This window comes from Novosphingobium sp. (assembly GCF_036820275.1).
GTDB lineage: Bacteria > Pseudomonadota > Alphaproteobacteria > Sphingomonadales > Sphingomonadaceae > Novosphingobium.
On sequence record NZ_DAISLT010000058.1, the window covers coordinates 16343 to 29203 of the forward strand.

General features: G+C 61.3%; 14 protein-coding genes. 3 read left to right on the forward strand and 11 right to left on the reverse strand.

Annotated elements, in window-relative coordinates:
* Nucleotides 1-245 precede the first annotated feature (245 nt).
* Both V7066_RS26775 and V7066_RS26780 read left to right on the forward strand, forming a co-directional pair.
* Complete coding sequence (locus tag V7066_RS26775) at nucleotides 246-1190, forward strand: 2-phospho-L-lactate transferase CofD family protein (RefSeq protein ID WP_334185969.1); 945 nt, start codon at nucleotides 246-248, stop codon at nucleotides 1188-1190.
* Between the two features lie 719 nt (nucleotides 1191-1909).
* Nucleotides 1910-2260, forward strand: coding sequence for a hypothetical protein (locus V7066_RS26780; RefSeq protein ID WP_334185970.1), 351 nt, complete (start codon nucleotides 1910-1912; stop codon nucleotides 2258-2260).
* Nucleotides 2261-2291: 31 nt separating this feature from the next.
* Here the strand turns inward: V7066_RS26780 and V7066_RS26785 are convergent, their stop codons facing one another.
* Nucleotides 2292-2690, reverse strand: coding sequence for a MerR family transcriptional regulator (locus V7066_RS26785; protein WP_334185971.1), 399 nt, complete (start codon nucleotides 2688-2690; stop codon nucleotides 2292-2294).
* Nucleotides 2691-2755: 65 nt separating this feature from the next.
* On the opposite strand from V7066_RS26785, the gene V7066_RS26790 reads away from it, so the two are divergent.
* Nucleotides 2756-3415: a cation transporter gene (locus V7066_RS26790; protein ID WP_334185972.1), complete on the forward strand. Its 660-nt coding sequence runs from the start codon at nucleotides 2756-2758 to the stop codon at nucleotides 3413-3415.
* On the opposite strand, the gene V7066_RS26795 is transcribed toward V7066_RS26790, so the two are convergent.
* The 10 genes from V7066_RS26795 to V7066_RS26840 all read right to left on the reverse strand — a co-directional run.
* Complete coding sequence (locus V7066_RS26795; protein WP_442947385.1) at nucleotides 3378-5351, reverse strand: TonB-dependent receptor plug domain-containing protein; 1974 nt, start codon at nucleotides 5349-5351, stop codon at nucleotides 3378-3380. The genes V7066_RS26790 and V7066_RS26795 overlap by 38 nt on opposite strands.
* 113 nt (nucleotides 5352-5464) lie before the next feature.
* Complete coding sequence (arsH, locus tag V7066_RS26800; RefSeq protein ID WP_334185974.1) at nucleotides 5465-6211, reverse strand: arsenical resistance protein ArsH; 747 nt, start codon at nucleotides 6209-6211, stop codon at nucleotides 5465-5467.
* Entirely contained in the window at nucleotides 6208-7236 is a 1029-nt protein-coding gene (gene arsB / locus V7066_RS26805) for an ACR3 family arsenite efflux transporter (RefSeq protein ID WP_334185975.1), read from the reverse strand. The genes arsH and arsB overlap by 4 nt, the downstream gene beginning before the upstream one ends.
* Before the next feature lie 5 nt (nucleotides 7237-7241).
* Complete coding sequence (locus tag V7066_RS26810) at nucleotides 7242-7778, reverse strand: GNAT family N-acetyltransferase (protein ID WP_334185976.1); 537 nt, start codon at nucleotides 7776-7778, stop codon at nucleotides 7242-7244.
* Nucleotides 7775-8188, reverse strand: a complete 414-nt coding sequence (arsC, locus tag V7066_RS26815) for an arsenate reductase (glutaredoxin) (RefSeq protein WP_334185977.1) — start codon at nucleotides 8186-8188, stop codon at nucleotides 7775-7777. The genes V7066_RS26810 and arsC overlap by 4 nt, the downstream gene beginning before the upstream one ends.
* Before the next feature lie 10 nt (nucleotides 8189-8198).
* On the reverse strand, nucleotides 8199-8528 hold the full coding sequence (locus tag V7066_RS26820; RefSeq protein WP_334185978.1) for an ArsR/SmtB family transcription factor: 330 nt from the start codon (nucleotides 8526-8528) through the stop codon (nucleotides 8199-8201).
* A 65-nt stretch (nucleotides 8529-8593) separates the two neighbouring features.
* The gene (locus V7066_RS26825; protein WP_334185979.1) at nucleotides 8594-9589 is read right to left on the reverse strand and encodes a tyrosine-type recombinase/integrase; all 996 of its coding nucleotides are present in this window, start codon (nucleotides 9587-9589) and stop codon (nucleotides 8594-8596) included.
* Entirely contained in the window at nucleotides 9586-10506 is a 921-nt protein-coding gene (locus V7066_RS26830) for a tyrosine-type recombinase/integrase (RefSeq protein WP_334185980.1), read from the reverse strand. Before V7066_RS26830 ends, V7066_RS26825 begins: the two co-directional genes overlap by 4 nt.
* Nucleotides 10503-11729: a tyrosine-type recombinase/integrase gene (locus V7066_RS26835; protein WP_334185981.1), complete on the reverse strand. Its 1227-nt coding sequence runs from the start codon at nucleotides 11727-11729 to the stop codon at nucleotides 10503-10505. Before V7066_RS26835 ends, V7066_RS26830 begins: the two co-directional genes overlap by 4 nt.
* A 316-nt stretch (nucleotides 11730-12045) precedes the next feature.
* A partial coding sequence (locus V7066_RS26840; protein ID WP_334185982.1) for a hypothetical protein occupies nucleotides 12046-12861 on the reverse strand: 816 nt, incomplete at its 5' end.

Here is a 12861-nt window from a genome sequence, read left to right on the forward strand (position 1 = left end):
GGGTGTCGGTGTCTCATCACTGAAGATGCGTGAAATCGGCAGATGGTTGAGCCCAATCCCCCCCTCCCCAATGGCCCTCGGGTCGCACCGGCCGTCTGCCGGGACCTGACATTCACGCATCTTCACCCCCTGGAGGGCCTGCGTCTGCGTCAATATCCTTACGGGGATTTATGGAGCCGCCGAGCGCCAGTGATCGCGCGGGCGGCGGCAAGCGAGATGCGACCCACAGAGCAGGACATGTATCGATGAACGGAAAGCACATACTCGCACTTTCGGGCGGTGCCGGCGGTGCGGAGCTGGCCGCGGGCCTGGCTGAGGTAATGGCTCCGGGAGATCTGACGATCGCCGTCAACACAGGTGACGATTTCGAGCACCTCGGCCTTGCGGTCTGCCCTGATCTCGATTCCGTTACTTATGCCCTTGCGTGGCTCAACGACAGCGAGCGCGGATCGGGCATAAAGGACGATACTTGGCAGGCCATGACCATGCTGCGCGGGCTGGGCGAGGAAGCGTGGCTAAACCTTGGCGATTGCGACCTGGCCATGCACGTTGCGCGTTCATGGCGACTGCGTGCAGGCGAGACGCTTTCCGAAGTAACCGCGCGGCTGGCGCGAGAGCTCGGCGTCGAACACGATGTCGTGCCGATGAGTGACGATCCTGTGCGCACGCAAGTTCTTACCGGCAACGGCTGGGTCGATTTGCGCCGCTGGTGCATGACTGGACAAAGTGGTTCTGCGGTTTCTGGCGTCCGTTTCGCGGGGGCGGCAGGAGCCAAACCCTCTCCGGGACTGGCCCGGGCACTTGAACGTGACGACCTCGGGGCCATTGTCGTGTGCCCGTCCAACCCGTTCCTCAGCGTAGATCCGATCCTGGCCCTGGATGGCGTTCGGACAGCGCTGGCGTCGCGGCAGGTTCCGCTGATCGCGGTCTCGCCGCGCGTCGATGGAACATCGGTGAATGCGTCCCGTACCCAGATTCCGGGCGATTGGGGGCAGGCGGTGAACAATGCCGCCATCGCCCGCCACTATAGTGATATCCTCGACCACCTTGTCATCGATAATGCGGACGAGGCCGACGTCTTGGACCTGGAGGCGCTGGGCCTCAAGGTCACCGCGACGTCAACGCTTATGCGCGAGGCCGACGACAGAGAGAGGCTGGCAAGGGAAGTGGTTGCCCTTGCAGGCATCTGAGAGCGGGCAGTCGCAGCGCCAGTGCCATGCGGCTGTGGCATATCCCTGCATGCGAGGGATATGCCCGTTGCGCGAGTAGCGGCGGGACGGCCGCTTCATTAAGGTGGCGGCGTCCTTCACCGAGTTTCCGGCGCCGAGCAATTCAGGCGATCCATCGGCGGTGCAATCGGCCCGAGCATTCTCACGCCTTCCTGCAGCGCCCTCGCGCTACCAACCTCGAGGTTACGGGTGCACGGGCTGATCGCTTGGATTTGTACATCTAAGTCGCATCCGCGGTGCCACTAAGTTGCCGTTCCGGCGAGGGCCGCAATGCGACGGCGAAATGAATGGACGCGATGGCAAATCACTTGGAGGATCTGACCGCGGAGTGGCTTGAGTACAATGGCTACTTCGTGCGCAAGTCAGTTCTCGTCGGTAAGCGCGAGAAAGGCGGATTTGAGGGGGAACTCGATGTGGTCGGACTTACGGCGATGTCGGCCTTACGCTGCGGCGCCATCCGATGGCGTTTCTTCGGGAGGACCTGGACGCCAGGAAGATCGCGTCCTGCCGCTCGCTCGAGGCAATTCGCGATGGGGGCCGTATTTCGCTCGCGGGCCTCGTGTTGGTGCGCCAGCGTCCGGGCTTTGCCAAGGGCGTGCTCTTCATCACCATTGAAGACGAGACGGGCATCGCCAATCTCATCGTTTGGCCGCGCATGTTCGAGGAACCGTCGGATCGTCATGGGTGCGCGGATGCTCGGCGTCGAGGGCATCGTTCAGCGCGAAGGGGAGGTGATCCATGTGATTGCCCGGAAGCTCGTCGATCTGGCCGCGCTGCTGTCGGGTGTTGGGCGCGAGCGCAACGCGACCGGCGAAATGTCCCCGCTGCCTCACGGGCGCGGCGATGGGGGAAGAATGGCGGTGGGCCGGATCCGCATGATCCGGTCACCAAGCATCCGGCCGCCCGCAATATACTCAACCCGTTATGCCGAACTCGGCATAACGGATCTTATGCCGAGCTCGATGCTATGCCGAACCCTCTGCAAAAATCGCGGGATTTCCGCTGATCTCGTAGCCAACCATTCGGCATAGTTGCGCGTCCATTCCCATGAGAGTGACGCTTTTAATCGGTCGGGGCCAGTGCCTCGATAATCCGACAGTCTGCCACCACACCACCGTTGCACGAATCGATGACCGACTTCAGTTCCCGGCGCATTGCCGTGAGATCCGCAAGCTTGCGATCCACTTCCAAGAGATGCTCACGGGCAATGCTGTCTATCCCGGCGCAGTCGCAACTGCGATCGTCGGAGAGACTGAGCAGCGCCCGAACCTGATCCAGCGAGAAGCCAAGATCACGCGAACGCCGAATGAAGGACAGCCGCCCAAGCTCCCCTTCGCCGTAAGCGCGATAATTTCCGCTCGTGCGAGCTGGCTTCGGTAGCAATCCGATGCGCTCGTAGTAGCGGATTGTCTCGACTTTGGTGTTCGTGGCTTTGCTCAACTCGCCGATACTCAGCGCCATGCTCTTGACCCTGTAGTTGGTACAGGCCCCAAATAGGCCGCCGGTACGGAAAAATGGAGGCCGAGATGGCCGGTGGCTGCTGTGGTTGCGCTGATACGGCTCGCAAGATCGAGGATCGAGCCTGGCGACGCGTGCTCTGGATTGCGCTCGTCATCAATGCCGGCATGTTCGGGGTGGAAATCGTCGCCGGCGTCACGGCAGGTTCCGCCGCATTGAAGGCCGATGCTCTCGATTTCCTGGGAGATTCCGCGAACTACGCGATCAGCCTTGGCGTGGCCGGTCTCGCGCTGAAATGGCGGGCGCGAGCTGCGCTTGCGAAAGGGGTATCCTTGCTCGTGCTCGGCCTCTGGGTAATCGGCAGCACCCTCTGGATGGCAACGACCGGCACTTTGCCTAGAGCAGAGACCATGGGCGCAATCGGCGTTCTGGCGCTGGCCGCCAACCTGCTTTGCGCGGTGCTGCTTTGGCGTCACCGGGAGGGCGACGCCAATCGGCGCTCGGTCTGGATCTGCTCGCGCAACGACGCCATCGGCAACGTGGCGGTCGTCGTGGCCGCGCTGGGCGTGTTCGGAACCGGAACCGCCTGGCCCGATATCACGGTGGCGGCCGTGCTGGCCTTGTTGGGCGTTTCCGGCGGTTGGCAAATCATCCGGCAGGCATGGCAGGAGCTGAAAGACCGCCACGCCCCTACTTCGCCCCGAAGCGGAACCGCACCCCAGCGTTGAGCACGAAACCGTCGGTCGGCGCCCAGGCATCGACCGTCCAGGCTCCGGTTGGCGCGCGGGCCGGGAGAAGCAGAGGATCGTAGCGGGTCTGGCGGACGTTTAGGATGTTCTCCGCATTGGCGAACAGGCTGATGCGCCCCAGAATGAGTTCGCCCATCGCGCCAAGCTGGACGTAGGGTTTGCTGCGGGTTCGGTACGGATTGTCGTCGAGCGACTGACGGCCGGTATAGTAGGCCTCAAGGCCCACCCGGCCGCGACCTTCCTTCTCCCACATAGCGACGAGCCCGGCACTATCCCTGGGCGTCAGCGGCACGGTGCGCCTGCCGGAAGCGTCCGGGTCGGGTTCGCTTGCCGCGATATGCACGTAGCTGCCGGTCAAAGTGATCGCTTCCCAGCGGTACTTCACCAAGACCTCACCGCCGCGCGTCCGCGTGATACCATCGGCATTTGCCAGAGTGATCCGGTCAGCGGCGATGGTCCGCACCTGCACGGCATGATCGATGTTGGAACCGAAGAAGCTGACGTTCGCCTCGAACGGCCCCTTGGCATAGCCAAAATCGATCGAGGCCGTGTCGGCAACTTCCGCCCTAAGTCGGCCATAGGGCTCGACATGCGACAGACCGTTGGCCTCGACCTCTTCCACGAACGGTGTCGGCGCATAGAAGCCTCGGCCCAGCGAAGCGCGGACTGTCCAGGGACCAGCACGATACAACGCCGAAAGACGCGGACTGACCCGTGAACTATATTCGCTGTGATCGTCCCAGCGAGCGCTACCCGAGAGTGTCAGGTCGCTAGCTACCCGCTGCTCGATCTGCCCGAACAGGGCCGGCACGGTGTAGCGATAGTCGAAGGTACCGAACTGGCGCGAGCGATAGTCGTCCATCTGGAAGGCCGCGCCTGCGAGCCAAGTCATCGAGCCGGCCTCGCTAGACAGCGATGCCTCGCCAAAGGCTGTGCGGTGACGATCGTTCTCGATTGTCTCCCCGAACTGATGATCGTGCAGCTGCGTCACGCCGGCCGCACGCAAATGCAGAGTGCCAATACCCTCCAGAGGGGTCTCCGCCGTAAAACCCAGATCATAGCGGCGGCTATGCTGTGCCTGTACGAATGCGGCTCCGTCCGGCGCGGTCGCACCCGGAAGCGTGCCGCCGTCGCGCTGTTCGGTCATGGCACCGAAGGTCAGCAAGGCGTTCGAGCCTGCCTCGTCATCCCAGAACAGGCGGGGACGGACAGACCAGCGCCGATAGCCTGCCATGTCCGCCCAGCCATCGTCGTTGAGGTCCTTGCTGTCCTGGCGGTCGAAACCTGCCGTGACAGATGCCCCCAGCGTAGAACTGATCGGTGCCGACGAATAGGCGGTCACGTCCTGACCGCCGCGACTGGTCGCGTTTACCAGCAACTCGCCCTGGGGTTCGTCCGCCGGGCGCCGCGATACGAGATTGATCACCCCGCCCAGCGCGGAAGGGCCGTAGAGAGCCGAAGCCGCGCCCTTGATGATCTCCACTTGTCCGAGGTCTGTGGGCGGAATCTGGAGCAGTCCAATCGATGGAGTCTGGCCGCCGTAAAGCGGCAGGCCGTCGGCCAGGATCTGGGTGTACCGCCCCTTAAGCCCCTGGATGCGGATATTCGCCGCCCCAAGGGAGGGAGATGTCGTCTGCACCCGCACACCCGGCGTCTCGCTCACCAGCATGGCGATGTTGCCAGGACGCATGAGGAGCTTTTCCTCGATCTCTTCCCGGTCGAGTATGTCCACCCGGATCGGCTCATCCTGCACCCGCCGACCGCTACGGGTAGCCTTGACGACAATCTCAGAGCCCTCCTCCGACCCATCATCGTCCCCATGCTCTTGGGCCTGCACCGGCAGAGCAATCGAAGATGCCATTGCCAATGCGACGACAGCGCTCCGCCGCGCCCCGATAACTCCCGTAAAACTCAAAACTTGCCCCTGCCTCAGTATGCTGGCGCGCCACGCGGCGCGGCCGTGAGGCAGCCCCTTACGGCCTGTAGTTGCTACAGGGTCAAGCGCTTAAGTGGTTCTCTCGTCAAAGATCAGCTTTGCGGAGTGATGGCGATCGCCGAATGGTCCATAGCAGCATCGACCTGATTCCCGGCCTCCTTCCGCTCGGAGTAACGGTCGACGAGTTGCGCCGCATGCGGCCGCATCAGCACGGTGAAACGCACCAGCTCCTCCATCACATCGACGATGCGCTCGTAATAGCTCGACGCCCGCATCCGGCCGCCCTCGTCGAACTCCTTGTAGGCCATCGCCACTGAGGACTGGTTGGGGATCGTGAACATCCGCATCCAGCGGCCCAGCAAGCGCAGCGAGTTAACGGCGTTGAAGGACTGCGAACCGCCGGACACCTGCATGACTGCAAGCGTGCGGCCCTGCGTTGGCCGCATCCCGCGCATCTGGAGCGGCAGATGATCGATCTGCGTCTTCATGATGCCGCTGATCTGGCCGTGGCGCTCAGGACTGCACCAGACCATGCCTTCCGACCACAGCGCATGTTCGCGCAGTTCATGCACGGCCGGGTGATCGTCTCCCGCTATCTGATCGGGAAGCGGCAGATCGCTAGGATCGAAGATCCGCGTCTCGGCGCCGAAGAATTGCAGCAGGCGCGCCGCCTCTTCCACGGCGAGGCGCGAAAACGAGCGCTCTCGCAGCGAGCCGTAGAGCAGCAGAATGCGCGGAGGCGGTTGGTCCGGGCCAAGGCCAGCGGCGGGACGAGCCAACGCGAAAGCCTTGTCCAAAGCAGGAAGATGATCGGGGGCGGCGAGTTCGCGCAGTCTCATGCGGAAATACCTTTCTCGTACCAGGGGCGAGTCCGCTTCACCAAGGCGACGATCGACAGCATCACCGGCACTTCGACCAGCACGCCTACGACCGTTGCCAGCGCGGCGCCGGAACTGAGGCCAAAGAGGCTGATGGCGGCGGCCACAGCCAGTTCGAAGAAGTTGGAGGCACCGATCAGCGCCGAAGGGCCGGCGACGCACCATGCCACGCCGAAGCGGCGGCTGAGCCAGTAGGCGATGCCGGCATTGAGATAGACCTGAAACAGAATCGGCGCGGCAATCAGCGCGATCACCAGTGGCTGCCGGATGATCTCCTCACCCTGAAAGCCGAACAGCAGCACCAGCGTCAGCAGCAGGCTGGCAAGGCTGATCGGGCCTATGGCGGACAGCAAATGCTGGAGCCGCTGTTCACCGCTGCGAAGGAGCGCGCGGCGGAGCAGTTGCGAGATGACAACCGGGACGACGATGTAGAGGCCCACCGACAGCGCCAGCGTGTTCCACGGCACGGTGATCGATGCCACACCCAGCAGCAGACCTACCAGCGGCGCGAAGGCAAAGACCATGATCAGATCGTTCAGCGCGACCTGGCTCAAGGTGTAGTTCGGCTCACCGTCGACGAGGTTGGACCAGACGAAGACCATCGCGGTGCAAGGCGCTGCAGCCAGCAGGATCAGCCCGGCAATGTAGGACGACGATGCGCCTTCAGGCAGCATCGGCGCGAACAGATAGCCGAGAAAGAAAGTGCCGAGCAGCGCCATCGAGAATGGCTTGATCGCCCAGTTCACCACAAGGGTGACGCCGATGCCGCGCCAGTGCTGCCGAAGGCTATGGAGCGCGCCGAAATCGACCCGCAGCAGCATCGGAATGATCATCAGCCAGATCAGGCCCGCTACTACGAGGTTGACGTTGGCGATCTCCAGCGCTGCGATCGCCTCGAAGGCGCCGGGCAGCAAGTGGCCGAGACCGATCCCGACTACGATGCACAGAGCCACCCAGAGCGAGAGATAGCGCTCGAAAAGCGACATGGTCGTCAGTCCTTCCCAGGAGCGATAGGCGCGGTCGAAATACCGCTGCCCAAGGCGATCTGCATGTAAACCGTGTCGAGCCAGCGGCCGGCCTTCCAGCCCATGCCGGTCAAGCGCCCTGCGTGCTCAAAACCGCAGGAACCGTGGAGAGCTACCGAGGCAGGTTCCGCCCCGCCGATGACTGCAACCATGCGGCGGAACCCGTGAGCCTCGGCGGCTTCCAGCAGGGCCTTGAGCAGCAATTTGCCGATGCCCCCGCCCCGCCGGTCGTGCGCCACGTAGATGCTGTTCTCGCAAGCATAGGTGTAGGCGGGGCGATCCCGGAACTGCGTGGCGTAGGCATAGCCGACCACTTGATCGCCATCGCAGGCGACGAGGAACGGCCAGCCCCGGCCGGACACCGTCAAGATCTTCTCAACGGTCTCTTCCTCGGTCGGCGGCACGACTTCGTAGGTCGCCGTGCCATGCAAGACATGATGGGCGTAGATGGCCGCAATGGCCTGCGCATCGTCGACCGTCGCCTTACGAACCGAAAGGGTCATCGCCGGGTCGCTTCCACGACTTCGCCGTCTTCCTTGACGAAAGTGCCGCGCTGCTTGGTAGGCAGGAGGTCCAGCACTACTTCGGAAGGGCGGCAGAGCTTCACACCGAGCGGCGACACCACAAGCGGCCGGTTGATGAGGATGGGATGCTCCATCATCACGTCGACCAAGGCCTCGTCCGTCAAGGTCTCGGCGCCGAGGCCAAGTTCGGCATAAGGCGTACCCTTCTGGCGCAGCAGAGCGCGCGGGGTGATGCCGGCCCGCGCGATGAGTTCCATCAGCAATGCGCGACTTGGCGGCGTCTTCAGGTATTCGACGACATGAGGCTCTATGCCCGCATTGCGGATCATGGCCAGGGCATTACGAGAGGTCCCGCAAAGCGGGTTATGATAGATCACGATATCGGTCATTGTTGCCTCTTCAGCAGCAGGTAAGTTCGGCCAGAAGCGGCTCGCACAGTTCGGCACGCCCCTGGCAGCAATCCTTGGCCAGATAGACCATCAGTCCGCGCAGCGCGTCGAGGTTGGCGCGCTGGATTTGTTGGCGGCCACGCTTCTCGGAAAGCACCAGTCCGCCCTTCGCCATCACGGCGAGATGCGTCGAAAACGTGCTCTGGGTCAGCCCCGATGCCTCGACCAGTTCGCCGGTCGACAGACCTTCAGGCTCGTGCCTGATCAGCAGCCGAAACGCATCGAGCCGCGTCGGATGGCCTAGAGCTGAGAGAATCGAGAGTGCATCGCCGGTGTCCATGCATCGTTTTTATCCGATGTAATTATCGAGGTCAACAAAACATCGTAAATTACCGATTTAAATCTCTATAGCGAATCCAGAAACGCGAGGAGTTGATCATCCGCTTTGAAACGTGAAACGGCCTGCCCGGAAACGGGCTCAAGCCGAGCGAGGGCAGCTTCCTTTATCGCGATGTGTGCATGGAGATATGGTTGGGTCGATCGGGTCGACTCATGCCCGAGCCACAGGGCAATGACCGTCGTGTCCACACCCGCCGCCAACAATTCCATCGCTGCGCTATGGCGAAGGATATGAGGAGAAACCCGCTTGCTTCGCAGGGACGGGCAGTCCTTTGCTGCTTGGCCCACATACTTTGCCAGAAGATATTGCACGGAATCCGAGCTCATCCTCGCCCCCTGGATCGTCGGGAACAGCACTGTTGTCTTCAGGCGAGCAGGTTCCGTTAGCCACTCACTCAGTGCATGTTGCGCGGTCTTGGTAATAGGCGTCGCTCGCTCCTTCCGACCTTTGCCAAGGCATCGGACATGTGCCGATGGGCCCAGGCAAACCGCGTCACGGTCCAGGCCGGTCAACTCGGAAAGCCTCATTCCGGTCTGAACGGCGGTGAGCAGCAACGTGTAATCCCTGAACCCAATCCATTTGCTGGTATCCGGTGCGGCTAGGATTGCGTCGATCTCGCTTCTTACAAGGAAGGTGACTTCCCTTCGGATCGCCCTCTTCGGCGGGATCGCCAGGGCCCTCTGGATCTGGCCGGCAACGGCGGGTTCCTCAAAAGAGGCGAAGCGGAGAAAACTGCGAATGCACGTAAGACGCAGATTGTGGGTGGCTGCGCTCGCGTGGCGGCATCCATCGAGATGATCCAGGAATGCGCCGATAAAATGGGCGTTAAGGTCGGTAAGTTCGAGATCGGAAGGGCACTTCCCCAGTTCGCGGCCCGCGAATTGCAGCAGCAATCGGAACGTATCGCGGTACGACGCGACGGTATGGGAGCTGGCATTGCGCTGTTGCTTCAGTCGCTCGATGAAGAAGCGCTCGATGAGTCTGGGAAGGATGTTGGTCATGACGCATGCTCCCATCGCGCTTCGAACCGTCGGCTTGCGTGGCGGAGCAGATCGGCGGTCGCAGAGAGATACCAATAGGTATCGCGGACATGGGTATGGCCAAGATAGGTGGAGAGCAGCGGCAGCCGTCTTTCTACGTCGGAGCCGGCCTCGTACCAACGGATCAGCGTTCGAACCGCAAAGGTGTGTCGCAAATCATGAATGCATGGTCCGTTCCATCTCCCTGGACCTCGGATGCCGGCTCGCCTGGCCCAGGTGAGGAACGGCTTATGAATGGCGTCGTGCCGCAAAAAGCTCCCTTTAAACCCTGCGAAAAAGTGTGGAGCATCCCTTCGGGCCTTCACGCCGTCTCTGATATCCGCGTAGGACTTGAGCGCTTCGATCGCGGTGTGGTGAAGCGGAATGATCCGGGTCTTGGCGAACTTCGCCTCTCTGATCGTCACTAGGCCAGCAGTGAAATCCACGTCGGCTCGGGTCAGATTAACTCCCTCGCTGAAGCGCATCCCTGTCGTGGCGAGCAGAGCCAGAAACTGGCAATAGGTCCGTGCCTGATATGGCGTTGGAACCAGGCTCGGAAGAGCTCGAAGCAGATCGTCGATCTCATCGGGCGCGTAGATGTACGGTCGCCGGCGACGCTGGGGTGGAAACATGCCCGAGGGAGGTATCTCGGTCCGGGGATCGAGCATTTGAGCATGCCGGGCGAAAGACCTGACAGTGGACAGCCGTGAAGACCATGTTGCAGGTCCGCATTGCGAGCCTGCCCATTCGACGGCTAGCTTAGCCGTTAGGGTTTGCGCCGATCGCTGAGACATGAATGCGACGAAGCCGCGCAGGCGCTGTTCTTGGGTCGTCAGCTTGTAACCCAGCGAACGCCTCATTGTGAGGTAACTGTTCAGGGCGTTTTGCAGCGGGGTCACAGTGCACCTCCCGGCCAAGGCAGGCTCAATGTGCGGAGGCTCTCCACGTCCACCTTCGCGTAAATCCGCGCGGTGTCCGCGTCCTGATGCCTCAAGACCTGGGCGATCTCATTGAGACTTGCGCCTGCCCGGATCAGGTTGGTTGCGAGAGTGTGGCGGAAGCTGTGCGACTTGCGACCAAGACCCGTTACGCCTGCCCGGTGCAAAGCACGCCTCGCGATCAGGATCACAGGTGTTGCCGAGGTGAAGGGTGATCGTGGGGCCTCGATCAAATGGAAAAGCGTTCGAGCGCGCGTGCGAGGCCGTCCTCCGCGAATATATTCGATGATCGCCATGCCGACATCATCCGGCAGCGGCATGGTTGCAACCTTGCCGCCCTTGCCATCGATCCGGACCAGCCCTTCTCGCCAGTCGATAGCGTCTAGCGTCAGCCGGGCGACCTCGACAGCTCGCAGGCCCAAACGCGCCAGCAACAGCAGGATTGCATAGTCTCGCTTACCCGCGACAGTCGCCCGATTGCACCCAGCCAGAACTGCCTCCAACTGCTCTGTGCTCATGTAACAGGGGAGACCCGCCTGCTTCACGTTCCGCACCTTCGGCACGGCAAGCGCTAGGTCAGCTTCAACAAGCCCCTCCGCCCGGGCGTACCGGAGAAATCCGCGCAGGCAGCAGCACATCAGCGACGCGCTGCTGCGGCTGTAGCGTGCTGCCCGGCGCTCCACGTAAGAAAGGATGTCTGGTGCCCGCAGGTGGGCGATGCCTTCGCTGCAGGTCCAGACCTCACGAAGGAACGGTTTGCAGAATGATCCGAAAGCAATGATCGACTTAGGCAGATAGCCGTGATGGAGGAGGTGGTTGGCGAAACGATCGAATGTGACGTCGATTGGATCCGTGGTGGCGGGCGCTGGACCGATGATACCGGCATCAACCATGATCGCACGCAGCCGGCGTAGCGCCTTGCGCTCGCCGTGCCCGAACAGATGACTTAGCGTTGGCACCTTCAGGAAGCGATCGAACGCGCTGTAATCGAGGGCGCTTGATCCTGGGCCTGATTCTTCAAGCCATTCAACAAACCGGCCCGATATGTAGATCACCGATCGCGCCGACGACTGGCTGTATCCTTCCGTCTCCATGGACGAGACGAGCTTCTGGACGAAGGCTTTGTACGGCGACGCCTCAAGGCGCCGCCAAAGGCTCTCATCCGATATATTGAAAGTAGCCATAGTGTCTCTCCTGTGCCGTTCCGGCAGGAGAAAGACGCGCAACTATGCCGAATGGTTGGCTACGAGATCAGCGGAAATCCCGCGATTTTTGCAGAGGGTTCGGCATAACCTCGGGCTCGGTATAAATCCCCGACCTGCATATCGACAGGTTCGTGAAGGGGCGGAACGTTGGACAGTCCGGAACGGCTCCTATCGCAAGTTGATTGCTTGAAGCGGACGTCCATTCACTGCTTCGATTTCGTCGCGTTCGTCACGATCCAGTCGTTTGTTGCGCAGAATCTATGATGAGTGGCCAATTCGTGAAAGTTTCGCCCGATCAAAAAAGCATTTCGGACTGAACAGGTCGTTCCGCAGAAATTCTGGGTGGATAGATCATGCTGATGATCAACCACTGATCGGGAAAGCGATGGATTGTCCCCATCAGGAAATGGAGATCCCTGGCCGGTAATTCGGTTTGAAGTTTTTGCCTGAAGGGGGCTTCCCACCCGTAGCCATGCTTGTCGACGCAGTGCCAGTAGAGGGCACCCGCTTCCCAATCGGCGATCTTATGGCGATAGCTGCGCGTCTCGCCATCGATCAAGCATTCATAATGATAGTAGAAATTGTGGGGAAGTTTCCGTAGCAACCGAACCTCGCGGTCATCCTGCTCGTCGAAGAGTCCGCCCTGGATCTGGCTACTGACCAACTTTTTGAGCTCCGCCTCGGTCCAGTCCGGATTATCTGCCTTTGTGATTTCGAGACGGTCGATCCGTGCGGGACGAAGCAGGGCCAAGGTCCCGCCTTGACTTTTGCGCGCGGCTTCAAGGGCTGCAAAATCGGAAAAAAGTGGGAGTTTGCTCAGTTCACTGCGGCGCGTGGCCCAATCGTTCTTCGTGCTGATTGGCTTGCCGTCCAAGGCTATGGTGTCGACAGAGATCGTGTGACTTTCTGGTCGATGATCCTTTTGAGCTTTGCGGATGTGTGCGGAAATCCATTGCCATTTTTGGAATTGCTGGTTGTCGCGGATCAGGCGAAAGGGAACAGGATAGAGTCTTATGAATTCGCCCGATTGCGTCATCCCCGCAACACAAGACGTCTCTGAAGCGCCCCGGGTTTTCCGGAGGCTCCAATTTGTGAGAAGGAGCTTTCGTGA

Coding starts and splice junctions, on each gene's coding strand:
- V7066_RS26775 (WP_334185969.1), top strand. CDS start 246: ATGAACGGAAAGCACATACTCGCACTTTCGGGCGGTGCCGGCGGTGCG.
- V7066_RS26780 (WP_334185970.1), top strand. CDS start 1,910: ATGGGTGCGCGGATGCTCGGCGTCGAGGGCATCGTTCAGCGCGAAGGG.
- V7066_RS26785 (WP_334185971.1), bottom strand. CDS start 2,690: ATGGCGCTGAGTATCGGCGAGTTGAGCAAAGCCACGAACACCAAAGTC.
- V7066_RS26790 (WP_334185972.1), top strand. CDS start 2,756: ATGGCCGGTGGCTGCTGTGGTTGCGCTGATACGGCTCGCAAGATCGAG.
- arsH (WP_334185974.1), bottom strand. CDS start 6,211: ATGAGACTGCGCGAACTCGCCGCCCCCGATCATCTTCCTGCTTTGGAC.
- arsB (WP_334185975.1), bottom strand. CDS start 7,236: ATGTCGCTTTTCGAGCGCTATCTCTCGCTCTGGGTGGCTCTGTGCATC.
- V7066_RS26810 (WP_334185976.1), bottom strand. CDS start 7,778: ATGACCCTTTCGGTTCGTAAGGCGACGGTCGACGATGCGCAGGCCATT.
- arsC (WP_334185977.1), bottom strand. CDS start 8,188: ATGACCGATATCGTGATCTATCATAACCCGCTTTGCGGGACCTCTCGT.
- V7066_RS26820 (WP_334185978.1), bottom strand. CDS start 8,528: ATGGACACCGGCGATGCACTCTCGATTCTCTCAGCTCTAGGCCATCCG.
- V7066_RS26825 (WP_334185979.1), bottom strand. CDS start 9,589: ATGACCAACATCCTTCCCAGACTCATCGAGCGCTTCTTCATCGAGCGA.
- V7066_RS26835 (WP_334185981.1), bottom strand. CDS start 11,729: ATGGCTACTTTCAATATATCGGATGAGAGCCTTTGGCGGCGCCTTGAG.